The organism is Streptomyces sp. WMMC500 (assembly GCF_027497195.1).
Taxonomy (GTDB): Bacteria; Actinomycetota; Actinomycetes; order Streptomycetales; family Streptomycetaceae; genus Streptomyces.
Genome location: NZ_CP114905.1, coordinates 5843072 through 5869688, shown reverse-complemented (window position 1 = coordinate 5869688; position 26617 = coordinate 5843072). Strand labels below are relative to the sequence as shown.

The window sequence follows — 26617 nt, the reverse complement described above, 5'->3', positions numbered from 1 at the left end:
CGCGCCCGGAAAGGCCGGGAGAGGACGCGAGAGTGCAGGGAGGGTTCCGGAGCCGGGCCCGGGGTCACCGGGGCCGGCGGTGTGCGGCGTGGCCGTCCCGGCCGGCGCACCGGACGGGCCGGGACGGCCACGCCGCGCCGCACCGTGCCCCGGCGGCGTACGGGGCGACGGGTGCGGCGGTACGGGGCGCGGGCGGGCCGGCCGGTCTCGGTCCGGTGCGGCGGCCCGCGCCCCCGGCTAGCTCACCTTCAGCTTCTGGCCCGGCCGGATGAGGTCCGGGTCCCCGCCGATGACGGACTTGTTGTCCTCGTACAACTGCCGCCAGCTCTCCCCGCCGTGCCGCCGGGCGATGTCGTCGAGGGTGTCGCCCTCGCGGACCTCGTAGTAGAAGCCGCGGAAGACGGTGCGGGACTCCGGCTGCGTCTGCTCGCCGGCGCCGCGGGCCCCGGTGCCCTGCGGGGCCTCCTGCGGCGCCTGCTCCTGCGCCTGCGGGGCCGTCTCCGGCTGGGTCTGCGGTTGCGCCTCCTGTGGCGCCGGCGCGAGCTGCCCGGCGGGCGGGCCGCCGGCGGCCAGGCCCGCGCGAGAGCCGCAGGCGGGCCACGCGCCCGGGCCCTGCATGGACAGCAGCCGCTCGGCCACGGCGATCTGCTGCTGCTTCGACGCCAGGTCGGCGCGCGGGGCGTAGCTGCGGCCGCCGGCGGCCTCCCAGCTCGACTGGGAGAACTGGACACCGCCGAAATAGCCGTTCCCGGTATTCGTCGCCCACTCTCCTCCGGACTCGCAGGCGGCCACCCGTTCCCACGTATCGATGGGCTCCGCGGCAGCGTGCTGAGGGCCCAGCACGGGCAGCCCGATCGCGGTTCCCGTGGCGCCCACGAGAACGGCCATGCGGGAGTGTGTGCCCAGGCGTGCCTCTGCGGCGGGGCGGCGGTGCTTACCCGTTCCGGCAGGAAGAAGCATGATGCTCTTTTCTCACCGACGCCTGCGAGGTGAGCTGTCGGGTGCGGGCTGTGAGTGCCCGGCCGTACGTCGAGCGTGCGGCTTGACCCCAAGCCGTCCGGTCCGCCTTCTCGTTGGACCGGAGCGGCGCTTACCGTGGGTCCCCCGCTCCTGTCAGCGGTGCTTCATGCACAGGTGGCCCGGGTGAACGCCGACAGGATTCGGCGTGAGGCGATCACCGGGGCTCGCGTTGGCGAGCGATGTGACGGTAAGCACATAGGCGTGTGCGATTCAAAGACCCCGGAAAGCGCCGCGCCCGGTTTTCCGTCCGTCAGGTAGCCCGGTCAGCCGATTACGTCAAATATGACTAATCCGCGCCGACTTCACCCGCCGACCGTTCAGTTCCCGCTCAATTCGAGTTCCTGACCAGGCTTGATGTTGTCGGGGTCCGCACCGAGGGAGTTCTTGTTGCCGTCGTACAATTCGGACCATCCGCCCGCCAGTGAATGCTCCGAGGCGATATCCGAGAGGGTGTCACCCGGTCGGACGGTATAACTGCCCTCGCCCGCCGCGGCTTCGCCGCCGGATCCGTCGCTCCCGCGGTTCCCGCTTCGCTGCCCCGTGTCGTCGCCGGGGATCTCCGCGATCCACTCGCGGCCGGTGTCGGGCACCTCGCTCGCGTCGGGCGACTGGGAGCTGCCGGGGGTCTCGACGGCCTCGCGCGGGGCCTCGGGGGCGGAGGGCGGGGTGTCGGACGGCGTGGGGGTCGCGGAGGCGTCCGGGGCGCGGTGCCGGCCGGTGCCCTCGGAGGCGCCGGTGGTGTCGGAGTCCCGGCCGGCCGACTCGCCGGACCCGCCGTCGCGCTCGTCCGGGTCCTGGGTGCCGCGGTGCTTGCCGCCGCCCTCGGTGCCCTTCTCGGCGTCGCGGTCGCCGTCCTCGGCGTCGCGCTTGTCCTCGCGGTCCGTACGCCGGTCCCCGTCCTTCTCCCCGCCCTGGGAGCCGTCCGTGGCGCCCGGGTCGGGGGCGAGGGTGGGCGGCGCCGTGGGGGGCAGCGGCAGCTCGGCGCCGGGGTCGACCTCCGGCACCGCGTCGTCGCCGTCCAGCCCGGCGTCCTCGGCGCACTCCGGCCACGCCCTGTCGGCGCCCATGCCGGCGAGGATGCGCTCGGCGACCGTGATCTGCTGCGCCCGGCTGGCGAAGTCGGGCTGCGAGGCGAACTCCTCGCCGCCGTACTCCTGCCACATGTCCATCGTCAACTGCAGGCCGCCGTAGTACCCGTTGCCCTCGTCGGCGCTCCACAGCCCGCCGCTCTCGCACTCGGCGACCCGGTCCCACGTACCGGCGTCGGCGGCGCTCGCGCCGCTCGCCCCCAGCAGCGGCAGGGCGAGACCCGCCCCGGTCGCACCGGCGGCGACGACGAACGCGGGGGCCTGGCGGGGACGTCGGTGGCGTCCGTTACCCGAGCGCATGCGAGTGCCTTTCGTTCCCTGTGTGTTCGAGCCAGTGGCAGAACTTAATACCGAAGTACCTCCGATCACAAGTTGATCGCCTGAGAGTCACGGGCAGATCACAGAGAAGGGTCGAAGCGCACCGGCAGCGTCCGTAGACCGCGCATGATGAGCCCGCCGCGCCACCGCAGTTCGGACGTCTCGCCGGCCAGCCGCAGGTCGGGAAGGCGGCGCAGCAGGGTGCCCAGGGCGGTCTGCGCCTCCAGGCGGGCGAGGGGGGCGCCGAGGCAGTAGTGGATGCCGTGGCCGTAGCCGAGGTGGGGGTTGTCACGGCGGGACAGGTCCAGGGTGTCGGGGTCGGCGAACCGGGCGGGGTCGCGGTCGGCGGCGGCCAGCACGACGAGCACGGGGTCGCCCACGGCGACGCGCTGCCCGCCGATCTCCAGCGGCTCGGTGGCGTACCGCCACGTCGCCAGCTCCACCGGGCCGTCGTAGCGCAGGAGTTCCTCCACGGCCGTGGGCAGCAGCGCGGGCTCGGCGGCCAGCAGGGCGCGCTGGGCGGGATGGGTGAGGAGGGCGTAGGTGCCGTTGCCGATGAGGTTGACGGTGGTCTCGAAGCCGGCGAACAGCAGGATGAACGCCATGGCGGCGGCCTCGTTCTCCGTCAGCTTCTCGCCCTCGTCGGAGGCGCGGATGAGGCCGGAGATGAGGTCGTCGTCCGCGGCGTCGCCGGCGCGAAGCGCCGCGCGCTTCCGGTGGATCAGCTCGGCGAGGTAGGCGCGCATCTTCTTCACCGCGCGCGCGACGCCGCCGCGGGGGCCCTTGCCGTGGTTCCGGGGGTCCGGGCGGCGTCCCCCGGAAAAATGCAGCATGGCGCCCGCCCAGTCGCGGAAGTCGTCCTGGTCCTCGGCGGGTACGCCCAGCAGGTCGCAGATGGCGTAGATCGGCAGCGGGAAGGCGAACTCGTGGATGAGGTCGGCCTCGCCGCGGTCCGCGAAGCCGTCGATGAGGCGGTCGGTCAGCTCCTGCACACGGGGCGCGAAGGCGGCGACGCGGCGGGGCGTGAACGCCTGGGAGACCAGCCGGCGCAGCCGGGTGTGGTCGGGCGGGTCGATGTTGAGCAGGTGGGTCATGAGGCCGGCGCTGCGTTCGCCCGGGATGCCGGTCTTGTCGCTGTGGTGGTGCGCGGGGTTCTTGGACAGCCGCGGGTCGGCGAGGGCCCGGCGGGCGTCGGCGTAGCGGGTGACGAGCCAGGCCTCGACGCCGCTGGGCACGGTGGTGCGGTGGACGGGCGCGTGGGTGCGCAGCCAGGCGTACGCGGGGTAGGGGTCGGTGGCGAACTCCCAGCCGAAGAGCGCGGGCCGGGGCCCGTCGCCGGGCGCGTCGGGGCCGGACACGTCAGCGGGCGCCGGAAGGGGCGCCGGGAGGGCCGTCGGCGCCGCCGCCCGCGGCGGACGACGGGGCTTCGGCTCCGGCCGCCGCCGGTTCCGCACCGCGCGAGCCGGGCGTCGAAGCCTCGGCGCTCGCCTTCTCGGCGATGAGGATCGCCTCGCGGTACCCGCGCGCCGCCGACCGCAGCGCCGTCTCGGGGTCGACGCCACGGGCCTCCGCCCGCAGGGCCAGCGCCAGCAGTTCCGCCCCGATGACGGCCGCGGGACCGCCCGCCGGTGCGGGCTCGCCCCGGCCTTCCCCTACGGCGTCGGCAGCCTCGTCGGTACGTCCGCCGTGCCCGGCGGTGGGCGGGCCGCCGTTGCCCGGCCCGGGGGGCACCGGCACGTTCAGGCCCGCGGTGCGGGCGCGGCCCGCGAGCTTCGCCACCAGCGACAGCGCCGGCTGGGCCAGCGGGACGCCCTCCGTGACCGACGTACGGCGCTTCTCCAGGGCCTTCTCGCGCAGCCAGTGCGCCTTCACGTCCGCCGGGGTCTCGGCCACCGCGTCGCCGAAGACGTGCGGATGGCGCCGGACCAGCTTCTCCACGATGGTGCCCGCCACGTCGTCGACGGAGAAGGGCTCCTCGGGGTCGTCCTCCGCGATCCTGGCGTGGAAGACGACCTGCAGCAGCACGTCCCCCAGCTCCTCGCGGACGGCATGCCGGTTCCCCGCCTCGATCTCCTCGACCAGCTCGTAGACCTCTTCCAGGCTGTGCTCCGCCAGCCCCTCGCTGGTCTGGATGCTGCTCCAGGGGCACTCGCGCCGGATCCGGTCCATCACCTGCACCACGTCGACCAGCCGGGCCCCCGGCACGTCGTACGAACCGGGCAGCAGCTCCAGGGACGGCATCTCCACCCGCCCCGAGCCCGCCAGCCGAGCCAGGCCGTCCGTCAGCCCGGGCTCGCCGTCCGCCGCGGCGACCACGACGACGGTGGCGCCCGCGGCGCAGGCGTCGACCAGCTCGCGGGCGTCGGGCTCCGCGGTCTCCACCGCGACCCCCGCCTCGCGCAGATACGGCACCTGAGGATGCGCGGCGTCGGCGCACAGCACGCGGTCGGCGCCGCGCAGCGCCTCCCACGCGGGCCAGGACAGCAGCCCGGGCGCGATGCGGTGGGTGGTGGTCAGCAGAACGATTCGCCCGGTCACGTCCCCGACCGTAGCCGACGCCTCCGACAGCCCCGCACCGGCCGCCGGTCCCGCGGCCGTCCTACGCGCCCCGCCCGCTCACTGCTGGGGGGCGACGCCGCCCTCCGGGGCGGCGCTGACCTGCTTGATCCACGGGGTCTCGGCCCGCCCCAGTCGCACCTGCTCGTCGTCCCACTCGCCGAACCGCGGGCTGACGTCGATGCCCAGGTCCTCCGACGCCTCGACCAGCACCCCGCCGAGCCGCGCCTGGCCTTCCTGCGTCTGCGGGTCGATGCCCAGCTCCTCCACCAGCCCCTGCACCATGAGCTGCTGCTTGTAGTGGGTGTCGAGGCCCTGCGGCGGGATGCTGTACTGCTGGAGGTACATGGCCTGGAGCTGCTTCTCGCCGCCGACCGCGTCCGCCTCGTCCCGGCGGGTGCTCTGCACCTCGCCGCGGGGGACGGTCACGCCGTGGTTCTCGGCGGCCTGCTCGATGACCCGGCCCTGGAGCATCGAGTTCAACGTGTCCACGCTGAGGTCGCCGCTCTGGTCGATCATCTCGTCGGCCTGGGGGCTGGCGTTCTGCGCCTCCCGCACGTCCGCGACCCGGTTCTGCAACTGCGCGACCGTGATGCGCTCGTCGTCGCCGAGCACGGCCGCGGCTCCCGCGCGCGGTTCGCCGCTGCACGAGCTGAGCAGCGGCACGGCCGCGATGAACGCGGCGGCGGTTACGGCGAGCGCTGTCCTGCGCATGGCGGCCTCCTGGGCGGCTCTCCTGCGGCGGCGTGCCACTTCGTGATACGGATCACGATCTTATGCAACGGGCGGCCGACGCCACCACTGCCGAGGCGTGACTTGTCTGTTCGGCCGTCATTCATGTTCCGTACACCGGGACACAAGAAGGTTCGGCAGTGACCGTATCCGACGTGCCGGCGCAGCCGGCAGCCGCCTCCACCGCACCGCCGAAGCGCCCCGCCGCCCGGGCCCCCGCCGCCCCCGCGTCCGCCGCTCCGGCGCCCGCCGCGCAGGGGCGGTCCGGCCACCGCTACGACGTGGACGTCATCCGGCTGCTGTGCGCCTGCGGCGTCATCCTGGGCCACACCGGCTCGGAGTTCATCAACGCCGTCGGCCGCCAGGAGGCGAACGGCGCCGCCGCGTACTGGGCGGGCATGACCGCCGACGCGATCAGCCGGTTCGCCGTCCCCATGTACTTCGCCATCGCCGGCTGGGCCGTCCTCGTCGGCGCCCCGCCGCGCGACGGGTGGCGCCTCGCGCAGCGGATGACGCGCATCGTCGTCCCCATGGGCGTGTGGACGGTCGTCTATCTGCTCTGGGGCAAGCTCGAAGGGACGAACGAGGACCCCCTGCGGAACCTGGCGGTGGACGCCGCGTTCGGGACCGTACGCCCCGCCTACCACCTCTGGTACCTGTACGCCTACGTCCCCATCGTCCTCCTCCTCGGCTTCGTCGTCCTGCTGCGCGCCGGAAAGCGCCCGTGGTGGCTCGGCGCGGTGCTCCTCGGCTTCGCGCTCGGCCCCGGCCTGCTGGCCGACGCGGGCCGCGCGACGGACTGGGGCACGCCGTCGTTCGGCTGGGGGTTCGGCGTCTACTCGCTCGTGTACGCGGCCGGGGGCGCCCTGCTCTTCTCGCTGCGGCCGCGGAGCGGGCGGGGACTGCGCATGCTGTGGCTCGGCGCCGCGACGGCGGCGATGCTGGGCGTGCTCGTCTACCAGACCCAGGTGAGCTACGTGATCCCCAACGCCCACGTGCTGGTCGCGGTGTTCACCGGCTCGGTGCTGCTGATGCTGACCCGGGTGCGGGTGCCGGAGCGGTGGCGCCCGCGTCTGAAGCGCGTCGCGGGGGCGGCGTTCGGGGCGTACCTGGTGCACCTGATGGTGATCAGGACGCTGGCGGACCCGCTGGTGTCGGCGGATCTGGGCGGCGCGGAGGCGGTGCTGCTCACGGCGGTGATCTGGGTGGCGAGCGTGGTGCTGTCCTTCGGCGCGGCGCTGCTGTGGCAACGGCTGGGACTGCGGCGGCTGCTGGGGTAGCGCGCGGGGCGCGGCCGGGACACGGCCGGGGCCCGGGACACGGCGGAGCCCCCGGCGGCCTGCGGGCCGGTCCGGGGGCCGTGTCGACGCTCCTGCGGCTCGGTGGCTCCTACGGCTTGGTGAGCGCCCTGCGCACCTTCCCCAGCGCCCTGCGGGCGTTGGGGACCCGGCCGAGGTTGCCGCCGGGCAGCCGCAGCGCCGTCAGCCGCTTGCGCTTGAAGTACGGGCGCGTGCCGGCGTCCAGGTACACCGCCAGCCACTCCTGCGCGCGCGAGCGCAGCCGCGCGTGGTTGTCGGCCTGCATGCAGTACCCCACCGCCACCAGCAGACCGGCGAGTTGGGCGGCGTCCCGCGCCGGGCGGTCGGGGCCGCCCAGCTCCGGCACCACCGAGTCGACGATGGTGACGGGGATCCGGTTGCTGTTCTGGTACGGCGTCAGCCGCTCCAGCAGCGTCTCCGTGCCGACCCGGGCGACGGGGATGTCGTACAGGGTGGCCGCGGTGAGCATCGCCGTGGAGAAGCAGCCGACGACGAGCCGCGGGCGCAGCGTGCCGTACAGCGCCTCGGCGAGCATCGGCTCCTCCTGCACCGTCAGCGTGACGCCCGCGTCCGCGGCGGCCTTCTGCAGCCCCGTGGAGTAGCGGGCGGGTGCGGTGGGGTGGGGCTTGAAGAGGACCGAGCGGTGCCCGGCCGCGGCGGCGCCGCGCAGCATCCGCTCGTGCAGCGCCTCTTCCTCGGCGTGGCTGAGGATGTTGAGCGCGGCGAGGTACTGCCCGAGGAGCACGGCGGTGGGCGCGCCCTCCCCCTCGGGGTCCGCGGCCGGCGCCGGGGCGGCGGCGGCCACCTCGTCGAGCACGGCGCGGAACGCCTCGTTCGGCACCACCTCGGCCGGGACCCCGTACTCGGTGAGCAGCAGGGGCTCAAGGCCCGGCACCAGGTCCAGGTGCAGCAGCCGCTGCACCCGGCAGGCCACGTGCTGCGGCAGCCGCTCGCGGGTCGGGCCGTAGCTCATCAGCCCGTCCGCGTACACGTGCACGTCGGCGTCGGCGAAGATCGCGACGAGCGCCTTGGCGGGCGGCGCGGTCACCGACTCGACCACCAGGTCCAGCGGCCCGTCGCCGAGGTCCCAGGCGCGGCGCAGCAGCCGCTGCAGCAGCGGCACGTCGCCGCCCTTGGGGTGCCAGGCGGCGGGGTGGTGCGGGCGGATCTCGTGGTTGTAGTCCAGCACCTCGTCGAAGCGGGCGGAGACCGGCGTCCAGCCGTGCATCTCCGAGAGCCGGGTCGCGGTCTCGGGCACGGTCGCGTTGTTGGCGACGAGCAGGATGCGGCGGGCGTCGGCCCGCGGTCCGAACTGCCCGGCGTCCAGTGCGGCGGCGAGCGTCGCCGCCCCGTACAGCGTGGAGACCTCGAAGATCTGGGTGCGGTGCTCGTGCACGGCTCAGGCGACCCTTTCCGGCTTTCCCGTACTGTCCTGCTTGACCGGTTTGCCCGGCCTGCCGGGCTTGCCCCGCCCCGACGCGCGCAGTTGCCGCAGCATGCGCCCGCGCTGCTCGTCCATGCCGCGCAGGGTCTCCTCCAGCACGTCCTGCGGCATGCGCCGCAGCGCCTCGGCGGAGGCGCGCTCCAGGCGCCGGGCGAGGCCGGGCTCCAGGCGCTCGGAGTTGCCGCGGTGAAAGGCGATGAGGGCGCAGTAGGTGCGGACGGCCTTGGGGAGGAAGCGGTCGGCGTCCGGGTCGGCGCGTACGGCGTCGAGCATCGCGTCGTGCGCGGGGATGAAGTCGAGCTGGCGGTCGTCGCTGATCTGCGTCAGGGAGGTCTTGACGCCGCGCCGGTAGAAGACGCCGAGCAGGCCCGTGACCGCGAAGGTGTCGGCGGTCAGGTGCAGCATCCACGTCCACAGCCGGTCCTCGGCGGTGCGCAGCTCGGCGGCGAAGCGCCCGGCGCCGTCCTTGAAGAGGCGGCGGTGGTATATCCCGGCCCAGACGAAGGGGTAGTCGACCATCGTTTCGAGATTGGCCTGACCGATGCCGTCGCGGGCCGCGAGTATCGAGTCGCGGCGGCGGGCCGGGGCGCGGCGCACGACGCGGTCGCGGCCGTTGGACTGCACGTGGTCGGTGCGGACGAAGTCCGTGCCGTACCGCTCCATGGCGGCGATGAGGTCGTCCAGGTAGCCGGGCGCGTACCAGTCGTCGCCGTCGAGGAACGTCAGATAGTCGCCGCGGGCGGCATCGATGCCGCTGTTTCTCGCGCGGGCGATGCCCTGGTTGGTCTCGTGCCTGATCACGCGCGCGCCGGGCAGTGTCCGCGCGGCGCGGTCGACGATCTGCGGGGTGGCATCCGTCGAGCAGTCGTCGACGAGGATGAACTCCCGGTCGGAGCTGGCGTTACGGGCAAGGCTGCGCAGCGTGTCCTGCGCGAACTCCTGCACGTTGTGAAAGGGCACGATGACTGACAGTTTGGGCACTGAGCAAGGCTATGAGGGCAATCGTTTGAACGGTTGCCCCGCAGAAGTCCAGACGGTGAATTCTCGGTGCCCGTCATGCAAACGTCCGCGGTGGCGGGCGTGCCCCGCCGGGTCTCAGTCCGTGTCGGTCGCCGCCAGCACCGCCAGCCGGCGGCCCTCCGCGCCGACCGCGGCCAGCGCGAGGTCCCAGGCCACCTGCTCGAACCACGCCGTGTCGGCGACGAAGCCGTACCAGGCGCACTCCCCCGCCCGGGCCTCCACCTCCCCGACGCCCGCGTCCTCCGCGCCCGCGCCCTCCGCCACCCCGGCGAGAGCGGCCAGGGACTCCCAGGCCGCCAGCCGGCCGTACGCGCCGCCCAGGCCGGAGTTGTACGCCCCGCCCAGGGACGCGGCGGCGAAGAGCATGCGCCACGCCTCGGCCGGCGGGCAGGGCACGACGGCGAAGGGGTTCCGCGGCGACGGCTCCCGCAGGCACGCCAGGCCCAGCGACAGCAGCGTCTCCGGCACCGCGCCTGCCGCCGGCGGCGCGGCGAGGGCGAACTCCCGCGCCTCGACGCGCCCGTTGGACTCCTCGGCCCAGTTCGCCACGGCCCTGGCCATGCGCCGCGCGCCGGCGTCCGTGGTCGTCTCCTCGGCGGCCGGTACGGGCCCCGCGGAGCCGCCCTGCAGGGCGCCGCGGTGGCCCGCCGGGCCGTACGGCACCGCGTGGCCGGTGCCCCCGGGGCCGTGGCGCGGCAGCTCCGGCCGCCCTTCCACATCGCACAGCGTCAGCGGCAGCCGGCCCAGCGGGTGCCGGCTCGGGTACGGGGAGGCGGCCCACTCCGCGATCCCCGGCGTCTCGGTGACGGGGACCTTCCTGAGGACCAGTTCGTGCAGCAGACAGGCCCGTAGCTCGTCGGGGGCGTCCGCCGTGAACGCCGTGGCGAGTTCCGCCGCCGGCTGGCCGCCGGCCAGCAGCGAGGCGGCGTACCGGTCCAGCCGCCGGCCGGCCTCCGCCGCCGCGGCCACCAGCCGCAGCGCGTGCGCGCAGTGTCCGGGCCCCGGGGTCGTCGCCAGCAGCCGCAGCAGGTGGTCGAAGACGCCGCGGTACTGCCAGACGTCCCCGCCGCCCCCGGTCCCGTACGCCGCGGTGAGGGCGACCCCGAGGTCCGCCGCGAAGCCGGCGTCCCCCCGCGCGAGCCGCTCGTCGGCCTCCGCCCACACGGCCCTGACGTTCTCCATGGCCGGCAGGTTCGCGACGATCTTCCGTATCCGGTCGTCGGTCACGGCGCCGAGCCTACGCGCCCGCGCCGCCCGCGCTCCGGCGCACGTCCGGATCGCCGCGCCCTGCCGCGCCGCGGGTCACGTCCCGCACTGGCGCCGCAGCGTCTCCTTGTCCCCCGCCGTCACCGGCAGTTCGTACTTGAGCGCGACCTGCGCGAACCGCACGCCGTACGCGCACCGGATCCCCTCCTCCGGCGGCAGCCACGACTCCGGCCCCGAGTCGCCCTTCGAGGAGTTCGTGTCGCCGTCGACCGCGAGGAGGTTCAGCGGGTCGTTCGCCAACTGCCGCCGCTTGTCCTCCGCCCACGTCGCGGCGCCCATCTGCCAGGCGTACGACAGCGGCACCACGTGGTCTATCTGCACCTCCACCGAGGAGGACGGGCCGCGCTCGAAGTCGATGTCCCGGCCGGCGTACGGGTCCGCCAGCTCCATGCTCTCGACCGTGCAGTCGTCGCCCTGGAGTCGTACGTCCTGCCCGTCGCGGCGCAGCAGGTCGTTGCGGGTGTCGCAGCCGTTCGAGGCCAGCGGCACCCCGGTCGCGGTGTCCATCCAGGCGTAGCCGAACTCGTCACGGTCGTAGCCGGATCCGGACCCGCGGCTCCCGGTGGCCAGGCGGCCGATGACGCCGAGTGCGGCCTCGCGGTCGGCGGCGGCGGTGAGGGGGGCGAGGCCGGGGGCGGTGCCGTCGGGGTTGTCGAGGGGAGAGGAGGCGCGGCCCGGGGTTTGGGGAGCGCCGTCGGCAGGAGTCGTCTCCGCCGGGAGCCCGTCCGCGGGGTCGACCGCGGTGTCGCAGCCCGCGGCCAGCGCCACGGCCAGGGCCGCGGCGGCGGCAAGGAGCGGCGGCAGGCGGCGTATTCGTCTCACGGCACTCGCACCTCACATCGGAGCCGGAACCCCGGCCGGGCCCCGGCTCCGCATGCTAAACGGCGCGGTTCCCCCGGGGCGCGGGGCATACGCTGATCGCCGGCCCCGGCGTCGACAGGCGGGAGAGAGCAGCATGGCCGCGTCACGTGCCCGCCTGACCCGCGACGGCCTGCGCGTGAAGATCGTCGTGCAGAAGGTGCGGGTGGCCGGTACCGAATACCGCGTGATCCGGCCGGCCGGGCCGCTGAAGAACGGGGCGCTCTACAAGACCCGCAGCCATTACGAGATGTACGTGGACCGCACGGACGGCCGCCGCGTCGGCACGCTGTGGCTGCTCGCGGCGCGGTCGCCGCACTCCCTGGTCTACCTGCCGATGCGCACCACCCCGGCCGTCCCCGGTATCGGCGAGGACGGCGAGCACCCGCTCGACCTCGTACTGGCCCCGCGCACCGCGCAGTTGCGCCCTTCGCGGTGGAAGCGGATCCGGGCGGGCCTGCGCGCGGGGAACGCCGCCCGACAGCTCCACACCGCCGGTGTGCCGGAGCGGGACCTTCCCGATCCCGACGGCGACTACCGCGTTCCGGACGACCCGAAGGAGGCGAACGAGTTCCTCCTTCGCAAAGACGTCTACGCCGAGACGCTGTTGCTGACCGGGGGCGCCGCGGCCTTCCGGGAAGGCGCCAGGGACATCTTCGCCGTCACGAAGTACGGACCGCCGGAAGCCGCCACCGGTCTCTACATTCCCGGCGCCTGCAACTACCACGTGTGCCGCCCCGTCCACGACTGGGGCCTGGACACACGGAACATGCGCGACTGGGAGCAGTTGCACGTGGAGTTCTGCCCGCGCTGGGCAAGATGACCACCACCGGGCAACTGCTCCCCCTCGCCGGTCGGTCACACCGTCCGACGGCCGCCTACGGATAGACCTCCGCCCGGTCGACGGACACGAACGCCGCGCCCGAGTCGGGGTTCTTCTCGCCGGTCACCCGGATCCGTACCGTGTGCTCGCCGCGCGGCAGCTCCGGGCTCACCCACTGCAGTTGCTCGCCGACGCGCGGGCTGCCGTAGTAGTCGACGCGCTGCTCCGGGCCGCCGTCGACGGAGATCGCGGCGATCCCGTTGCCGGTGTCCTTGACCGACAGCAGCGCCAGCCGCGTCCCGGTGAACCGGAACGTGGCCGTCGCGCCGGCCTCCGCGCTCCAGTGGTCGTTGCCCCAGAAGCACTGCACGGCGCAGCCGCCGCCGGAGTTCCAGTTGCCGGTGTACGTCACCTGCGGGTCGGTGTCGTTGAGCGCCGTGGTGCCGGGGCCCGGGTCGCCCGCGGGCAGGTCGATCGTCGCGCCGGCGGCCACGGGGGTGCCGAGGTCGGGGCGGCCGTCCGCGGTCCAGCCGATCTTCTGCACCCGCGTGGTGCGCCAACTGTAGGTGAACGTCGTCGTGTTCTTGGCGTGGTACGCGATCCAGTCCTCGCTGCCGTCCGGCGACTTGAAGAAGAAGTGGTGCCCGGGGCCGTAGACGCCCGCGCCGTCGTTGCGCGAGAACATCGGGCCGGGCTCCTGCCGCCAGGCGGCGGGGTCGAGCGGGTTCGCGCCGGGGGCCAGCGACTTGGCCCAGATCGCGTAGTCGGGCTTGCCGGTGTCGCAGGCGGAGTACGTGAGGTAGAGCCGTCCCGCGGCGTTGTGCAGCGGGGTGGGGCCCTCGCGCACCTCGGGGCAGTTGCCGTCCGCGGGGATGTGGACGCGACCGCCGGAGAGGGTCCAGGGGTTGGACATGGGGGCGACGAAGAGCTGGTTGCCGACGCCGTCGTCGCGCTGGCCGCTCCAGGCGAAGTACAGCTTGCCGTCGTGCCGGAAGGGCTCTCCGTCGATGGCCCAGCGGTCGTTGCCGAAGTCGGCGACCTTGGCCTTGAAGTGGTACGGGCCGAGCGGGTCGGCGCCCTCCGACTCCAGCACGTACATCCGGTGCGTGGCGTCGTTGCCGTCGCTGGCGGTGTAGTAGAGGTACCAGCGGTCGCCGTCCCTGAAGAGGCCGGGGGCCCAGATCTGCTGGTTGCGGGAGGGGTCGCTGTCGCGCCAGACCTCGTGCGGGGAGGCGGTGAGGAGGGTCGCGACGGAGGGGGACTTCCACATGCGCAGGGCGTCGCCCTGGGTGGTGGCGACGTAGTAGTTGCCCTCGTACGTGACGAGGGTGGGGTCGGCGCCGGTGTTGACGGGGTTGCGGAACTGGCCGGCGGCGGCAGCGGGTTGACCGGCTGCCGGGGCGGCCGCGGCGCGGTCCGCGGCGGCGCCGCCGGTCGCCGGGGCTTCGTCGGCGGCTGCCGGGCCGAGGCCGGCCGCCACGGCGACGGCGAGCAGCGTCGCGGCCAGGGCCGCCCAGGGGCGGCGGCGGAGTCTGCGTACGGCGTGGGTCACGGTGCGTACCTTCCGTGCGGTGCCTGTGGGGGTGTGGTGCGCAGGAGGGTGTCACGAGGTTTGTAGCGGAGATTCCAACGTTGTACAACCCGTCGCGCCGGAGCCGGCCGGGCCGGAACGGGCCGCGCGCAGAAGCGCATCCGTCGAATCGCCGGGCCCGCGCCGGGAACTCGGCGGGCCCGGCTCCCGACTGACTAGGGGTGAGCCTTCAGGAGAGCGCCGACGGCCGGCCACGGCACGACGCCATGCTGTTCGTCTGCCGGCGATGCCGTCCCGAGGCGGGGGACGCCTGGGTACGGGAGTTCCGCAGCCGGCTGTACGGGCTGCTGGGGCGCGACTCCCTGACCGTGGCGGCGTCCGGCTGCGTGCGCACCTGCCCCGAGGACGGGGTCGCCGCCGTGCTCGCGGGCCCCCGCGGCGGATGCCGCGAGTGGTCCGTGCCGCCGGACGTGTCGGCCGCCGTCACGCTCCTGTACGGGCACCTCACCCGCCCGGCCACGGCGAACGCCGGCGCCTGCAAGACCGAGTCGTGCGGATGCCGTCCCTCTCCGGCGTCGTCCCCGAAGACCCCGGTGGGGTTAGGCAACGCCGCGGAGGGCTGCGGCCATGGCTGAATCCTCCTCGTCCTACTCGGCGCTCCTGCGCACCCCCCAGGTCCCCGCCGTGCTGGCGGCCGGCGCCCTCGCGCGGCTGCCCGTGAGCATGTACGGGCTCGGCCTCATCCTCCTGGCGCACGACAAGACGGGATCCCTCAGCTCCGCGGGCGCGGTGGGTGCCGCCGCCGGGATCGGCCACGCCGTCTTCGGCCCCGCCCTCGGCAGGGCCGCGGACCGGCACGGCCCGGTACGGCCGCTGCTGTCCGCCGCGGCGGTCAACGCCTGCGCCTTCGGCATCTGTCTGGCGGCTGCCGCCTGGCTGTCGTCGGCCTGGCCGCTCGGCGCCGCGGCCTTTCTCGCCGGAGCGTCGGTGCCGCCGGTTTCCGCGTGTCAGCGCGCGCTGTGGCCGCGGCTGCTCGACGACCGGCGGCGCGAGAGCGCACTCGCCCTGGACTCCCTCCAGTTGGACGCCTTCCTCATCGCCGGACCGCTGGTGGTGACGGGGCTGTCCGCCGTCGCCGGGCCCTCCGCCGCGGTGGCGGTGACCGGCCTCCTCATGGCGGCCGGCACGCTCGTCTTCACCGCGCTGCCCGCCTGCCGGTCGGCCCGGCCCACGGGCGCCAGGCGGGGCATCAGCCCGCTGCGCGCGGCGGGGTTCCTGCTCCTGCTGTCCACGATCACCGCCACCGCCGCGGCCCTGGGCGTCGTACGCGTCTCGCTCATCGGGTTCGCGGACGCCTCCGGCGACGCGTCCTCGGGCGGCCTGCTCTACTCCGCCGTCGGCATCGGCAGCGCGGCAAGCGGCCTGTGGTACGGCAGCCGGAACTGGACCGCACCCGTCGAACGCCGCTACGTGGTGCTGCTCTCCCTGTACGCGGCCTGCGTGCTGTTCCTCCTGGCCGGGACCGGCTTCGCGGTCATGTTCGGGCTGGCCGTCCTCACCGGGCTCGCCCTGACCCCCGCGACCATCGGCGAGTTCAGCCTGATCAGCCGCTGCGCGCCCGCGGGAACGGTCACCGAGGGATTCGCCTGGGCGACCACCGCCACCTTCGGCGGCAACGCCGCCGGCACCGGCCTCGGCGGCTGGCTCGTCCAGGACACCCACTGGCGTGCCGGGGTCGTCGTCGCGGCCGGGCTGCTCGCCCTCGCGGCGCTGGCCGCCTTCTGGCGCATCGACCTGCTGCGCCCCCGTACTCCCTCGCCGTCGTGAGACGCGAGGGCGCACCAACCGACCGGAATGCGAACGGAGGTGAACACCATGGCCAAGCTCAAGGTCCAGGTCCGCGCCAAGAAGACGCGCGGCAAGCTCCTGTCGAACCACGCGGCGTAACCCGCTGAACCGCGGGTGCGGGGCGGCGCGGACTGCCGCCCCGCACCCTGCATCACCCCCGGAGAACCCTCCAAGGAGGAAAGGCATGAAGCTACGCCGCACGCGCAGCCTGGTCGGCTACTGGCACGAGGGCGACTTCGTCCTCGAAGACTACCTGTCGGCCAAGTCCTCCGACGAGGACGAGGACAACGCGGTCGCCGTCGACGAGGACGCGCTGCGCCTGCTGCAGCGCTTCGAGGACTGGACGGATCCCGAGTCGGTCCTCGACGCCCTGTCCGGCTACGACCCCGCGTCCGTCCGCACCGCCATCGACGCCCTGGCGGACGCCGGGCTCCTGCACACCCCGGAACAGGCCGGGCAGGAGGACCTGCTGGCCTCGGAGTGGGCCGCCTGGAGCGAGGAGGCCCGGTTCTTCCACTTCGGCACGAAGGACGCCGTGTACATCGGCGACGACGCGGAGCACCGCGCGGCGGCCACCGCCGTCGCGCTGGAGACCGGCCCCCCGCCGCCCGTCTTCAAGAGCTACCCCGACGCCCCCCGGGTCCGGCTGCCCCGGGCGTTCCTGCCGCTGCGCCGGGACTTCGACGAGGTGCTGCTGGCCCGCCGTACCCACCGCGAGTTCACCGCGGAACCGGTCACGCTGCGGCAGCTCGCCACGACGCTGCACTACACCTTCGGCCCGATGTACTTCGTGGACGCCCGCGAGTACGGCACGCTCATGATGCGCACCAGCCCCGGTGGCGGCGCACGCCACGAGATCGAGGCGTACGTGGGCGTGCTCAACGTCGAGGGCGTCGCACCCGGCCTCTACCACTACAACGTCGAGCAGCACGCGCTGGAGCTGATCGACCCCGAGTTCCGGGCCGGGCACGTGGACCGGCTCGGCTTCGGCCAGCAGATGGCGGTCACGGCAGGCTTCGTCGTCTTCATGACCGCGCTGGTGTCCAGGGCGACGTACAAGTACCGCCACCCGCGCACGCTGCGGATGATCCTCCTGGACGCCGGGCACCTCGCGCAGACCTTCGCCCTGGTGAGCACGGCGACGGGCCTGGGCCCCTTCCAGACCGCCGCGTTCCGCGACAGCGAGGCAGAAGCCGCCCTCGGCGTCGACGGCATCGCCGAGACCGCCCTCTACCTGATCGGCGCGGGCCGCCCGGCCGGGCCGGTCGACGGCCATCCGATCGACATGAGCGTCGCCGCGTCCCCCCGCTAGCCCGGGGCCGAGTCCGCCGACGGGCCCGCGCCCGCCGGGGGTTCGGCCACCCACCGAGAACGGAATGATGGAATGCGCAGAGGAACCACCCCGATCGCCGCGGCCCTGGCGCTGGCGGTGCTGTGCCTGTCCGGATGCGGAGGGCCGGCGGGACGGGACTCCTCCCCGGCCGCCGCCACGGACGGCGAGCCGTACGCGAAGCGGACGGTGACGGACTGCACGGGGCACACGTCGACGTTCCGGGCGGCTCCGGCCCGGGTGGCGACCGTGACCTCCAGCGTGCTGGAGATGCTGCTGTCCCTGGGCCTGAAGGACCGGATCGCGGGGATTCAGGCCGTGGCCCCGGGCGCGTTCCGCCCCGGACTGGAGCGCGTCGCGGACGGCCTGCACAAGCTGTCGGGCGAGTACAAACCGAAGTCCTACGCGCCCGTCCAGAAGGAGCAGTTGCTGAACGTGCAGCCCGACCTGGTCGTGGGCGGCTGGTCGTCGAACTTCGACGCGGGCCTCGGGGCGCTGAGCCAGGCGCAGCTCACCGAGCGGGACATCGACTCCTACTACGCGTTCAGCACGTCCTGCGAAGCGGCGTCCAAGGCCCCGGTCACCGACTTCGCCTCCGTCTACAAGGACCTGGACAACTACGGCCGGATCTTCGACGTGAAGGCCGAGTCCGACGCCCTCGTGTCCGGCATGCGCGAGAAGGTCGCCTCGGTCCGGGAGCGGGTCGGTTCCGCGGAGCCCGTCAGCGTCTTCGGCTTCGAGTACGAGGAGGGCACGCAGACCCCGTACGCCCAGGGCAACCGGACCCTCGCCCACGCCGTGATCACCCAGGCCGGCGGGAAGAACATCTTCGCGGACCTGGACAGCACCTACGAGAAGGTGAGCTGGGAGCAGGTCGCGGACCGCAACCCCGACGCGATCGCCATCGTCGTCTACGGCAAGGACACGAAGGCCGAGTTCGACGAGGTCGTGAACGAGGCCGAGAAGTTCCTCGACGACTTCGAGCCGCTGGCCGGCGTGACCGCGGTCAAGGAGCGCAGGTTCATCCCGGTGACCTACGAGGAGTACGCGGTCGGCAGCGTGCGCAACGCCGACGCCGTCGCCGGCCTGGCCCGGGAACTCCACCCCGGCCTCGTCGGCTGATGCCGCGCACGAAGGCCGGGGCGTCCGCCGCCCGCGTCCGGTTCGCCGCCGGGTCCGGTCCCGCCCGCGGCGGCATCCGGTGGGCGGTGGCCGGCCTCGTCCTGTGCGTGCCCCTGCTGTCCGTGGTCGCGCTCGCGGTGGGCTCGGTCGCCATCCCCGCGCCCACGGTGGTGGAGATCCTCGTCCACCGGATCACCGGACTCGGCGACCCGGACGGATGGACGCTCGTGCAGGACGGCATCGTGTGGGACCTCCGGCTGCCCCGCGTCCTGCTCGCCCTACTGGTCGGCGCCGCTCTGTCCGTCGTGGGCGTCGTCACCCAGGCTCTCGTACGCAACCCGCTCGCCGATCCGTACCTGCTGGGCACCTCGTCGGGCGCGGCGCTCGGCGCGGTGGCCTCCATGGTCCTGGGCGTCGGCGTCTTCGGCGGGATCTCGGCCGGCTTCGCGGGCTTCGCCGGCGCCCTCGCCGCGCTTCTGGTCATCTACGCCTTCGTCACGCTGACGGGAGAGTTCTCGCCGACCAGGCTGCTGCTCGCCGGGGTGGTGGTCGGCGCCGGCCTCTCCGGGATCACCAACTACCTCGTCTTCCAGGCCGAGGACCCGGGGACGACGAACTCGGCCCTCTTCTGGCTCCTCGGCAGTCTCGCCGGCGCGTCCTGGGACCAACTCGGCCTTCCCGCGCTGGGACTGGTGACCGGCTTCGCCTACCTCATGTCGCGGGCCCGCCAGCTCAACGCGATCCTCCTGGGCGACGAGACCTCGGCGAGCGTGGGAGTGGACCCGCAGCGCCTGCGCGTGACGCTCTTCGTCGTCGCCGCGCTGCTCACGGGGCTTGCGGTGGCCCTCTCCGGCGCGATCGGGTTCGTCGGGCTGATCGTCCCCCACATCGCCCGGCTGCTGGTGGGCAACGACCACCGCAGGCTCCTGCCGATGGCGGCGCTGCTCGGCGGGCTCTTCCTGCTCACGGTGGACATCGCCTGCCGTACGGTCATGTCGCCGCAGGAACTCCCGGTGGGGGTGGCCACCAGCGTGATCGGGGCTCCGCTGTTCCTCTACCTGATGAGCCGCCGCGAAGTCCGACTGGGAGGGGCGTAGCAGTGCGCGAGGGCATGCTGGTCATCGAGGGCGTGTCGGTGTCCCTCGGCTCCGTGAAGGTGGTGGTGAACGCCGCCCTGGAGGCACCCGCGGGCACGCTGATCGGCCTGATCGGGCCGAACGGGGCCGGCAAGTCCACGCTGATCCGGACCGTCTACCGGCATCTGCGGCCCGAGTCGGGCACGGTGCGCGTCGACGACCGGGACGTGTGGTCGATGAAGCCGCGCCCCGCGGCCCAACTGATCGCCGGCGTACCCCAGGAGACGAAGGTCACCTTCGACGTCACCGTCGAGGAACTGGTGGCCGTCGGCCGGACCCCCTATCTCCAGGCCCTGCAGGCCCTGGGCCGGGACGACCGCGAACGGGTCCAGACCGCGATGCGGCGGACCGGCGTCGACCACATGGCGGACCGCTCCGTGAGCACGCTCTCCGGCGGCGAGCGGCAGCGCGTCTTCCTCGCGCGCGCCCTCGCGCAGGCGGCGACGGTGCTCGTGCTGGACGAGCCGACCAACCACCTCGACCTCGCGCACCAGGAGGAGCTGATGCGCATCGTCCGGGACCAGGGGCTCACCACGGTCATGGCCATGCACGACCTGAACCTCGCCGCCGAGTACTGCGACCGGCTCGTCGTCATGTGCGACGGCGGGACCGTACGGCACGGCGACCCAGAGCGGATCATCACGCCGGAGATGCTGCGCAGCGTGTTCGGCGTCGAGGCGGACGTCATCGCCCACCCGCGCAGCGGCCGGCCCCACGTCGTCCTCGCCGGCCGCGGCCCGGAACCCGGCGCCTGAAGCCCGGGCCCGGCCTTCAGGCCGGCGTCCGCGCGCGGGACGTCCGGGACGGCCGGGGCGCCCGGGACGTAGCCAGGTGCCACAGCAGCGCCACGCCGGTGACCCCCGCGGCCACCGGTCCCAGCCCCGCCGGGCTCAGTCCGAACCACTCCTGCGCCAGCCCGCCCAGCCCGCCGCCGAGCGCCATCCCGGCGTACAGGGCGGAGGAGTTGAGCCCGAGCAGGACCGGCGCGGCGGCCGGGCCGAGCGCGACGAGCCGGTGCTGCTGCGGCACGACGACGAAGCCGACGGCCACGCCCCAGACCGCCGCCCACACCAGCGCGGGTATGAGGGCGCGGGTGGCCAGCGGGGTGAGCGCCAGGGCGAGGACGGCGAGCGCGAGCGGCCCGGTGAGGACGCGGGCGGGGTCGCGGCGGTCGACCAGCCGCCCCGCGGCGGTGTTCCCGGCGAGCACCCCGACGCCCCAGGCCAGCAGCACCAGGGTGAGCAGCGACTCGTCGCCGTCCGTGGCGTCGCGGAGGGCGGGGGCGACGTAGGTGTAGAGCGTGTACGCGCCGAGGAAGGCCAGCATCGTGACGGCCAGCAGCGCCGGCACCCGGCCGCCGTGCGCGAGCGGACGCAGCCGGTCGCGGAGCGAGGCGGCGGGCAGCCGCACGGCGGGCAGCCCGACGGCGACGCCGACCGCCGCCACCAGCCCGGTCCCGGCGACGGCCCAGAGCGTGACCTGCCAGTCGGCGCGGCCGATCAGCGTGCCGAGCGGCAGCCCGAGGGCGGTCGCCAGCGTCAGCCCGCCCAGCACGAACGCCAGCGCCCGGCCGCGCCGTTCGGGCGGCACGATCGCGGCGGCGGTGCTGGAGGCGGCGGAGTTGATGACGCCGGCGCCCACGGCGGTGACGACGCGGGCGGCCATGGCGGTCGCGTAGCCGGTGGCCAGGGCGGTGGCGGCGTTGCCGACGACGAAGACGCCGAGCGCGATCAGCAGCGTCGTCCGCCGGTCGAGCCCGCCGGTGAGCGCCCCGAAGACGGGCGCGGACACGGCCATCGTCAGGGCGAAGACCGTCACGAGCTGCCCGGCCGCGGGGGTGGACACCCCGAGGTCGGCGGCGATGGCGGGGAGGAGGCCGGCGATGACGTAACTGTCGGTGCCGACGGCGAAGGTGGCGAGGGCGAGGGGCAGGAGCTGTCTGGTCACGGAACGGCACTCTAGAGAACACATGGATAGTTGTCCATGTATCAATGGGTGGGTAGGCTGGGGCCGTACCGGAGAAGAGGAAGACGATGCGCGAGGTGTCCCAGCCCACGGCCGAGTCGATCCGGATGGTGGACGTGCTGCGCGCGCTCGCCGACCCGGTGCGGCTGGAGGTCGTGCTACGGCTCGCCGCGACGGGCGAGGAGAGCTGCAACGCCATCGGCGGCGACCTCGACGTCCACCAGACGACGATGTCGCACCACTACCGGGTGCTGCGCGAGGCGGGCGTGACGTGGACGACGGTCCAGGGCCGCACGCGGCTGGTGCGGTTGCGGCGGGACGACCTGGAGGAGCGGTTCCCGGGCCTGCTGGACTCGGTGCTGAACGGCGCCTCCCGGCACCCGGCGGGGTCCTCCTGAAACGCGCCACCCGCGGCGCCCGGGCGGCCCGCCGCCTGCGGTGACGACGGGCCGCACGTGCGCTTGCCGACGTTCCGGCGCTACTGCGTCGCGCGTGCCGGAGACGCGCCCTGGATCGAGAGTTCGTAGGGGAACGGGTCTCCGACCCCGACCTGCCACATCGGGTAGTTGCGGTGCTGGGACGGGGTGGCCGCGACGACCAGCATCAGGTGCGTCTCGCCGCTCTGGAGACCGAAGTCCGCCGTCTGGCCGGGCGCGAAGGCGGCGCTGTACCGGACGGAGAAATTGGGGGAGACCGCCGCGAGGCGGAACCGCCAGTCGGCGCCGGAGAGGCCGGACCGGCCCGTCAGCCGGACGGAGACCTGGCCGCCGGTCGGGTTCAACCGGATGACGTTGTGCCCGTACTGGTGCGGGGCGTCGCTGTCCGCGATGCGGTAGAGGCCGCCGCCGAGGCTCTGCAGGGGATCGGTGTGCAGGGGGCGGTAGCTCCCGCCGCCGCGCCAGAGGTCGCCGCGGATGGCGGCGCCGTCGGCGAAGTCGTAGACGACCTGCCGGGAGGTGTACTCGGCGATCAGCCCGGCGAACTCCTGGTGGTCGAGACCGAGGACGCGCTTGATGGTGTCGATCGGGTGCTCGCCCTGCTCGGCCTCGTACCAGAGCCGGTCGACCGCCTGCGGCCCGTAGAGGTCCCGGATGGTGGTGAACAGCATCCAGTCGCCGTAGTACGTCTCCTGGGACAGCCACCGGCGGTGCTGGCGGTCGACGTAGTAGCCGGATCCGACGACCACGTCGGGGCGCTTCATGCGGGCCATGTAGTTGGCGTGCGCTTCCCACACCGGCCCGGACACCGGGTTGCCGGCGCCCCAGCCGCCGCCGTGGCCGGCAGCGATGTTGAGGTCGACGGCGTAGTTCTGGAGGACGTGGTTGAACTCGTGCGACTCGACCCAGTCGTCCCAGATCTTGTCGTAGGGCAGGCACATGTGGCCCAGCCCGATGTCGTCGCGGCCGGCCCAGTTGGCCGGCGGCAGGAAGTCGCCGGACCAGGTCCCGCACAGGTAGAGGTTGATCCGGTACCGGGATCCGGCCTGGTGGTCCGCGGGATCGACGAACCCGACCTGGTTCACGTAGTAGTCGTAGATGTCGTCCATGTGGTCCGCGACCCACTGCGGATAGTTGTCGATCCCGCGGTTCTGCCGGCCCCAGGCGACGGCGTCGACCGCGTCGCCCCAGCGGACGGCGAAGTGCTCCGACTCGGCGACGTTGCGGGTCGAGGCACCCGCGTCGATCATGAACTGCGGGACCCGGGTCTGCTTCGCCGCCCGGACCTCCGTGTCCGGTGCCGCGGCGGCCGGACTGACCGCGGCGGACTGGCTGACCGCACCGGCCGGGCCCGCGAGCACGAGGGCCACCGCCGACGCGGCGGCCAGGGCGAGGCCGCGCCGCCACCGGGCCCGTAAGCCGGACGTGTGTCGTCTGCGGAACATGGGATCACCTTCTTCTGTGGGGGAGGCGGCGGCCCGGGGAAGGACCGGGCCGCCGTCGGTTCAGGGGGTCTGGACGACCTTCCGCATGGTGCCGTCGGGGTTGAAGAACAGATCGTCGATGGCCACGGAGCGGCGGAAGTTGCCGCCGCCGGGAGCGCCGGCCGTGTGGTAGACCATGTGCCACCGGTCGCCGAACTCCATGATCGCTGGATGGTTCGTGGTCGAACTCACCTGGCCCAGCACGACTCCCCGGTGCGTCCAGGGACCGGCGGGGCTGCCGGCGGTCGCGTACCTGATGCAGGCGTAGGCCGAGTCGGTGACGCAGTCGGCGCCGGAGTTGGAGGCGTAGGCCAGGTAATAGACGCCGCCCCGCTCGAAGAGCCAGGGTGCCTCCCAGAATCCCGTCAGGCCCGCCGGCTCGAAGACCGCGCCGTCGAGTGCGGTCATGGAGTCCTGCAGGCGCACCGCCCTTGGCTCCCAGTACGAGCCCCAGTACAGGTAGACCTCGCCGTCGTCGAGGAACACCGTCGGGTCGATGTTCAGCGCGGACGAGCCGGGGGTGGCGTCCGAGATCAGCGGGCCGCCGAGGGCGTCCCGGTACGGGCCGAGCGGGTGGTCGGCGACCGCCACCCCGATGTTCATCCACCCGCCGTCGGTGCGGCCGTCGACCGAGACGAACCAGTAGAACCGGCCGTCGGGCCCCTGCACCACCTCGGAGGCCCAGGCGTTGGCGCCGGCCCAGGCGAAGGTGTCGAGCGAGAGGACCGCGCCGTGGTGCTGCCAGGCGGCCGGGTCGTTCGAGGGGGACCGCGAGGAGAAGGCGTGCCATTCGCGCATCACGAACGCCTGCTGGCCGGGCGCCGCTTCGTCGCGCCCGGTGAAGACGTACGCGGTGCCGTCGACGACGAGCGTCGCGGGGTCGGCGGTGTAGATGTCGGTGACGATCGGGTTCTCCGCCGGGCCGGTACGGGCCGGGGTCTCGGCCGCGGCCACGGTGGTGGTGAGGAGCAGGGCCGCCACTGCCGGGACCAGTCGGGCGAACAGTCTCCGGTACGTCATTGCGGTGCCTCCTTCTTGGCTGGTGTGCGCACGACGGCACCGGGGCGGCTCAGGACAGGAAGCCGCCGTACGGGCCGTTCCGGATCCCGTCCTTCTGCTGCTGGTTGAAATGGCAGTTCGGGTAGTCGTAGAAGGACGCCGACATCGGCGTGCCGTCGGTGTACGTGGAGTCGGGCAGCCCGAAGGCGTGGCCCAGTTCGTGCACCATGCCGCCGTACCACCGGTTCATGGGGCCGTTGATCCCGGCCGCGCCGTCGGCGTCGTGGCCGCTGAGGATGACCCAGCCCGCACCACCGCCGCCGCCGGAGACGCCGTCCTTCTCGGCGCTGATCTCGCCGACGCACAGCCAGCGCTGGTCCGGGACCTGAGGCCGAACCTGGACATCAGCTCCTGCTGCATGTTGAACACGACCCACCAGTACTCTTCGGCGTCGTGCGGCGTGTTCTCGTACCACGCCTGATCGTGTGCACCGTCGACCACCTCCACCACCGGGTCGTTCAGCCGGAACGTCACGCCGAGTTCCTGCCGGTAGTAGCGCTGCGACTCGCGCAGCACACCGGAGATGCCGTCGGGGTACCGCTGGTCGGACGGCACGTCCCTGGGCCGGAGCCAGAACACCCGCACCGTCCCGGTGGGCGGGTCGGCGGCCCGCTTCCCCGCCGCCGTCGGCCCCTCGGCCGCCTGGGCGGTCCCGGTGAGCGCCCACGAACCGACCGTCGCCACGCCCCCGGCCGTCGCGGCCAGTACCGCACGTCGTTTCACCTTGTTCCTCCCGTCTTTCGTCATTAGTCGTGCACATGACATGCCGATATAGAGAACAGTGCCCGAGATACCGAATACAGGCGCTCAACCTCCGGTGCGCCGGTAGACGTTGTGGTGCAGTGCGGCGCCCAGACGCCGCTCCCCGCCTCCAGCCGGTCGAAGAAGCTCTCCGGGTACGCGGACAGGTGCCCCCACCCGTAGCCGGCGCCGGGCGACGCGGCCCGGAGCGGGCGGCGATCGGCGACGCCGCCGCTCCGGACCGGCCGAGCGGGACGGCGGCTGCGCCGCTGGTCGCCGTCGCCGGTAATCGCCTTCTGGTGGGGGGGTGCGTCCATGGGGGGTGCCACCTTCGACGTTCGATATATCAGGCAACGTACGGGATTTGGCACCATCTGAAAATACTCCCAGCGCGGACGGCGTCAACCCGAGAGGCCCGCGAATCCGCCTCGCGCGGCCGGAATCCGGCCTCGGGACTGGTAAGTCCGCATGTTGAGGTGTCGCGTATTCAGCGACTGGGGCCGACCTTTGATTACTGGCTGTCGCCACTGGCGGTGGTCCAGCGCGGGTCAATGTGGCCCAGCCATGCGTCTTGGTCGTCTGCCAGTGGTTGCTCCAGAGGGAGGGGGAGGAACCGGCAGGTGAAGATAAGGCCAGCGTCATCTCCGTCGCCCTTGACGTGGTGGTTCCACGCATCTCGGGTATCTGCTGATGCCTGCAGATAGAAGAAGGTGGTTCGTCGTGGCTGACCGGTGTTGGGATGGGGCTTGCTCTCCACGGCGATCTGTCGGACGACCGTGGCTGTCAGCAGGCCGGTCTCCTCGGCGACCTCTCGAAGGACCGCTTCCTCCAGATCCTCCCCTGATTTGACTTCCCCCGCCGGGACTTGGGTACCGGCCTCGGGCATGCCGGTGTGGTCGAAGACCAGAACTTCGGGGACGGCGCGGTTCCGGATCACGTATGCGGCGACACGGATTCTGGGTCGGATCATCCCGGCATTGTCAGTCATCTGCGCCGTTCATGGTCGCCAGGGGCGTATCGGCGCCAGGTTCCTCCGGCTTCGGTGACCAGTCTCGTGGCGGTCTTGCTGGCGGGACTGGATGTATGCCCGCATGAGGTCGGCGACGGGTTCCGGAAGCGGAGACGGCGGGTCTCCCAGCCGGACAGTGACGGTGGTCCCGTTGTCGAGGACGTCATCGACGGTGAGGCGGACAATGCGGGTGACGGGTTGGGCGTAGAGGAGGACGAGCGCGGCGGCGACCCGGGCCCGCAGGGGCAGGGAGTCGTCTTTGAGAACCCGCCGGAGAATGGCGAGTCGGCGGTGCTGATGCAGTGGCCCCTGGTCCTGCTTGATGACCTGGGGCGGCAGGGTGAGGCGGGGCATGCGGTTCGTCTTCATGCACCAGCGCAGGAACGAGGGCACGCCCGACGCCGTACCCCCGAAGCCGACTCGCCCTACGCACCGGCGGCCGCCCGGCACCGTACCCCATCACCCGGGCCGCGCTCATACCGCGCTCGCCCACGGTGCCCGTGACCCGGGT

General features: G+C 73.4%; 26 protein-coding genes and 1 riboswitch. Of the genes, 9 read left to right on the top strand and 17 right to left on the bottom strand.

The genetic code is table 11. The annotated features are described in order from the left end of the window. Positions 1–237: 237 nt before the first annotated feature. The 5 genes from O7599_RS25350 to O7599_RS25330 all read right to left on the bottom strand — a co-directional run bounded on the left by O7599_RS25350 (position 238) and on the right by O7599_RS25330 (position 5696). The gene (locus O7599_RS25350) at positions 238–888 is read right to left on the bottom strand and encodes a transglycosylase family protein (RefSeq protein ID WP_281617920.1); all 651 of its coding nucleotides are present in this window, start codon (positions 886–888) and stop codon (positions 238–240) included. A 76-nt stretch (positions 889–964) separates the two neighbouring features. Then, positions 965–1176: riboswitch (cyclic di-AMP (ydaO/yuaA leader) on the bottom strand. Positions 1177–1337: 161 nt separating this feature from the next. Beyond that, positions 1338–2408: a transglycosylase family protein gene (locus O7599_RS25345; RefSeq protein WP_281617919.1), complete on the bottom strand. Its 1071-nt coding sequence runs from the start codon at positions 2406–2408 to the stop codon at positions 1338–1340. Positions 2409–2506: 98 nt separating this feature from the next. Further along, complete coding sequence (locus O7599_RS25340) at positions 2507–3784, bottom strand: cytochrome P450 (RefSeq protein ID WP_281617918.1); 1278 nt, start codon at positions 3782–3784, stop codon at positions 2507–2509. Position 3785: 1 nt separating this feature from the next. Beyond that, positions 3786–4964, bottom strand: a complete 1179-nt coding sequence (locus O7599_RS25335) for a nucleoside triphosphate pyrophosphohydrolase (RefSeq protein WP_281617917.1) — start codon at positions 4962–4964, stop codon at positions 3786–3788. A 78-nt stretch (positions 4965–5042) separates the two neighbouring features. After that, on the bottom strand, positions 5043–5696 hold the full coding sequence (locus O7599_RS25330; protein WP_281617916.1) for a SurA N-terminal domain-containing protein: 654 nt from the start codon (positions 5694–5696) through the stop codon (positions 5043–5045). A gap of 158 nt (positions 5697–5854) precedes the next feature. On the opposite strand from O7599_RS25330, the gene O7599_RS25325 reads away from it, so the two are divergent. Continuing rightward, positions 5855–6994 (top strand): acyltransferase, encoded by a 1140-nt coding sequence (locus O7599_RS25325; protein ID WP_281617915.1) that lies wholly within the window; start codon positions 5855–5857, stop codon positions 6992–6994. A gap of 109 nt (positions 6995–7103) precedes the next feature. Here the strand turns inward: O7599_RS25325 and O7599_RS25320 are convergent, their stop codons facing one another. The 4 genes from O7599_RS25320 to O7599_RS25305 all read right to left on the bottom strand — a co-directional run bounded on the left by O7599_RS25320 (position 7104) and on the right by O7599_RS25305 (position 11585). Further along, the gene (locus O7599_RS25320; RefSeq protein WP_281617914.1) at positions 7104–8429 is read right to left on the bottom strand and encodes a polysialyltransferase family glycosyltransferase; all 1326 of its coding nucleotides are present in this window, start codon (positions 8427–8429) and stop codon (positions 7104–7106) included. Positions 8430–8432: 3 nt separating this feature from the next. Then, positions 8433–9458 (bottom strand): glycosyltransferase family 2 protein, encoded by a 1026-nt coding sequence (locus O7599_RS25315; RefSeq protein ID WP_281617913.1) that lies wholly within the window; start codon positions 9456–9458, stop codon positions 8433–8435. A gap of 114 nt (positions 9459–9572) precedes the next feature. Next, complete coding sequence (locus tag O7599_RS25310) at positions 9573–10724, bottom strand: DUF6183 family protein (protein WP_281617912.1); 1152 nt, start codon at positions 10722–10724, stop codon at positions 9573–9575. Between the two features lie 75 nt (positions 10725–10799). Next, complete coding sequence (locus O7599_RS25305; RefSeq protein ID WP_281617911.1) at positions 10800–11585, bottom strand: HNH endonuclease family protein; 786 nt, start codon at positions 11583–11585, stop codon at positions 10800–10802. A 133-nt stretch (positions 11586–11718) separates the two neighbouring features. Between O7599_RS25305 and O7599_RS25300 the strand changes: the two genes are divergently transcribed. Beyond that, positions 11719–12444, top strand: a complete 726-nt coding sequence (locus O7599_RS25300) for a hypothetical protein (protein WP_281617910.1) — start codon at positions 11719–11721, stop codon at positions 12442–12444. Positions 12445–12499: 55 nt separating this feature from the next. Here the strand turns inward: O7599_RS25300 and O7599_RS25295 are convergent, their stop codons facing one another. Further along, positions 12500–13996: a family 43 glycosylhydrolase gene (locus O7599_RS25295; RefSeq protein ID WP_281617909.1), complete on the bottom strand. Its 1497-nt coding sequence runs from the start codon at positions 13994–13996 to the stop codon at positions 12500–12502. 200 nt (positions 13997–14196) lie between these two features. On the opposite strand from O7599_RS25295, the gene O7599_RS25290 reads away from it, so the two are divergent. The 6 genes from O7599_RS25290 to O7599_RS25265 all read left to right on the top strand — a co-directional run bounded on the left by O7599_RS25290 (position 14197) and on the right by O7599_RS25265 (position 20166). Next, complete coding sequence (locus tag O7599_RS25290; RefSeq protein WP_281617908.1) at positions 14197–14610, top strand: hypothetical protein; 414 nt, start codon at positions 14197–14199, stop codon at positions 14608–14610. Continuing rightward, positions 14603–15802 carry an MFS transporter gene (locus O7599_RS25285; RefSeq protein WP_281617907.1) on the top strand — a complete coding sequence of 400 codons (1200 nt, stop codon included), beginning with the start codon at positions 14603–14605 and terminating at the stop codon, positions 15800–15802. Before O7599_RS25290 ends, O7599_RS25285 begins: the two co-directional genes overlap by 8 nt. 205 nt (positions 15803–16007) lie before the next feature. After that, positions 16008–17135: a SagB/ThcOx family dehydrogenase gene (locus tag O7599_RS25280; protein ID WP_281617906.1), complete on the top strand. Its 1128-nt coding sequence runs from the start codon at positions 16008–16010 to the stop codon at positions 17133–17135. Between the two features lie 72 nt (positions 17136–17207). Continuing rightward, positions 17208–18275 carry an ABC transporter substrate-binding protein gene (locus O7599_RS25275; RefSeq protein ID WP_281617905.1) on the top strand — a complete coding sequence of 356 codons (1068 nt, stop codon included), beginning with the start codon at positions 17208–17210 and terminating at the stop codon, positions 18273–18275. After that, entirely contained in the window at positions 18275–19372 is a 1098-nt protein-coding gene (locus O7599_RS25270; protein WP_281617904.1) for an iron ABC transporter permease, read from the top strand. The genes O7599_RS25275 and O7599_RS25270 overlap by 1 nt, the downstream gene beginning before the upstream one ends. A 2-nt stretch (positions 19373–19374) precedes the next feature. After that, the gene (locus O7599_RS25265) at positions 19375–20166 is read left to right on the top strand and encodes an ABC transporter ATP-binding protein (RefSeq protein WP_281617903.1); all 792 of its coding nucleotides are present in this window, start codon (positions 19375–19377) and stop codon (positions 20164–20166) included. A gap of 16 nt (positions 20167–20182) precedes the next feature. Here O7599_RS25265 and O7599_RS25260 read toward each other — a convergent pair whose 3' ends face one another. Continuing rightward, the gene (locus O7599_RS25260) at positions 20183–21358 is read right to left on the bottom strand and encodes an MFS transporter (RefSeq protein ID WP_281617902.1); all 1176 of its coding nucleotides are present in this window, start codon (positions 21356–21358) and stop codon (positions 20183–20185) included. An 86-nt stretch (positions 21359–21444) separates the two neighbouring features. On the opposite strand from O7599_RS25260, the gene O7599_RS25255 reads away from it, so the two are divergent. Further along, on the top strand, positions 21445–21774 hold the full coding sequence (locus O7599_RS25255) for a helix-turn-helix transcriptional regulator (protein ID WP_281617901.1): 330 nt from the start codon (positions 21445–21447) through the stop codon (positions 21772–21774). A gap of 80 nt (positions 21775–21854) precedes the next feature. Here the strand turns inward: O7599_RS25255 and O7599_RS25250 are convergent, their stop codons facing one another. The 6 genes from O7599_RS25250 to O7599_RS25225 form a co-directional block, all read right to left on the bottom strand. After that, positions 21855–23258, bottom strand: coding sequence for a DUF6055 domain-containing protein (locus tag O7599_RS25250; protein WP_281617900.1), 1404 nt, complete (start codon positions 23256–23258; stop codon positions 21855–21857). A gap of 60 nt (positions 23259–23318) precedes the next feature. Beyond that, complete coding sequence (locus O7599_RS25245; RefSeq protein WP_281617899.1) at positions 23319–24317, bottom strand: family 43 glycosylhydrolase; 999 nt, start codon at positions 24315–24317, stop codon at positions 23319–23321. A gap of 49 nt (positions 24318–24366) precedes the next feature. Next, entirely contained in the window at positions 24367–24546 is a 180-nt protein-coding gene (locus O7599_RS25240; RefSeq protein WP_281617898.1) for a hypothetical protein, read from the bottom strand. Beyond that, positions 24543–25079 carry a hypothetical protein gene (locus tag O7599_RS25235; RefSeq protein ID WP_281617897.1) on the bottom strand — a complete coding sequence of 179 codons (537 nt, stop codon included), beginning with the start codon at positions 25077–25079 and terminating at the stop codon, positions 24543–24545. Before O7599_RS25235 ends, O7599_RS25240 begins: the two co-directional genes overlap by 4 nt. 529 nt (positions 25080–25608) lie before the next feature. Continuing rightward, on the bottom strand, positions 25609–26067 hold the full coding sequence (locus tag O7599_RS25230; RefSeq protein WP_281617896.1) for an NUDIX domain-containing protein: 459 nt from the start codon (positions 26065–26067) through the stop codon (positions 25609–25611). Positions 26068–26094: 27 nt separating this feature from the next. Beyond that, positions 26095–26499, bottom strand: a complete 405-nt coding sequence (locus O7599_RS25225) for a hypothetical protein (RefSeq protein WP_281617895.1) — start codon at positions 26497–26499, stop codon at positions 26095–26097. Between the last annotated feature and the right edge of the window lie 118 nt (positions 26500–26617).

What these genes read in the sequence shown, in the direction of transcription:
- O7599_RS25350 (WP_281617920.1), bottom strand. Translation starts at nt 888, where the DNA reads ATGGCCGTTCTCGTGGGCGCCACGGGAACCGCGATCGGGCTGCCCGTG.
- O7599_RS25345 (WP_281617919.1), bottom strand. Translation starts at nt 2,408, where the DNA reads ATGCGCTCGGGTAACGGACGCCACCGACGTCCCCGCCAGGCCCCCGCG.
- O7599_RS25330 (WP_281617916.1), bottom strand. Translation starts at nt 5,696, where the DNA reads ATGCGCAGGACAGCGCTCGCCGTAACCGCCGCCGCGTTCATCGCGGCC.
- O7599_RS25300 (WP_281617910.1), top strand. Translation starts at nt 11,719, where the DNA reads ATGGCCGCGTCACGTGCCCGCCTGACCCGCGACGGCCTGCGCGTGAAG.
- O7599_RS25285 (WP_281617907.1), top strand. Translation starts at nt 14,603, where the DNA reads ATGGCTGAATCCTCCTCGTCCTACTCGGCGCTCCTGCGCACCCCCCAG.
- O7599_RS25280 (WP_281617906.1), top strand. Translation starts at nt 16,008, where the DNA reads ATGAAGCTACGCCGCACGCGCAGCCTGGTCGGCTACTGGCACGAGGGC.
- O7599_RS25275 (WP_281617905.1), top strand. Translation starts at nt 17,208, where the DNA reads ATGCGCAGAGGAACCACCCCGATCGCCGCGGCCCTGGCGCTGGCGGTG.
- O7599_RS25270 (WP_281617904.1), top strand. Translation starts at nt 18,275, where the DNA reads ATGCCGCGCACGAAGGCCGGGGCGTCCGCCGCCCGCGTCCGGTTCGCC.
- O7599_RS25255 (WP_281617901.1), top strand. Translation starts at nt 21,445, where the DNA reads ATGCGCGAGGTGTCCCAGCCCACGGCCGAGTCGATCCGGATGGTGGAC.
- O7599_RS25250 (WP_281617900.1), bottom strand. Translation starts at nt 23,258, where the DNA reads ATGTTCCGCAGACGACACACGTCCGGCTTACGGGCCCGGTGGCGGCGC.
- O7599_RS25245 (WP_281617899.1), bottom strand. Translation starts at nt 24,317, where the DNA reads ATGACGTACCGGAGACTGTTCGCCCGACTGGTCCCGGCAGTGGCGGCC.
- O7599_RS25240 (WP_281617898.1), bottom strand. Translation starts at nt 24,546, where the DNA reads ATGAACCGGTGGTACGGCGGCATGGTGCACGAACTGGGCCACGCCTTC.
- O7599_RS25230 (WP_281617896.1), bottom strand. Translation starts at nt 26,067, where the DNA reads ATGATCCGACCCAGAATCCGTGTCGCCGCATACGTGATCCGGAACCGC.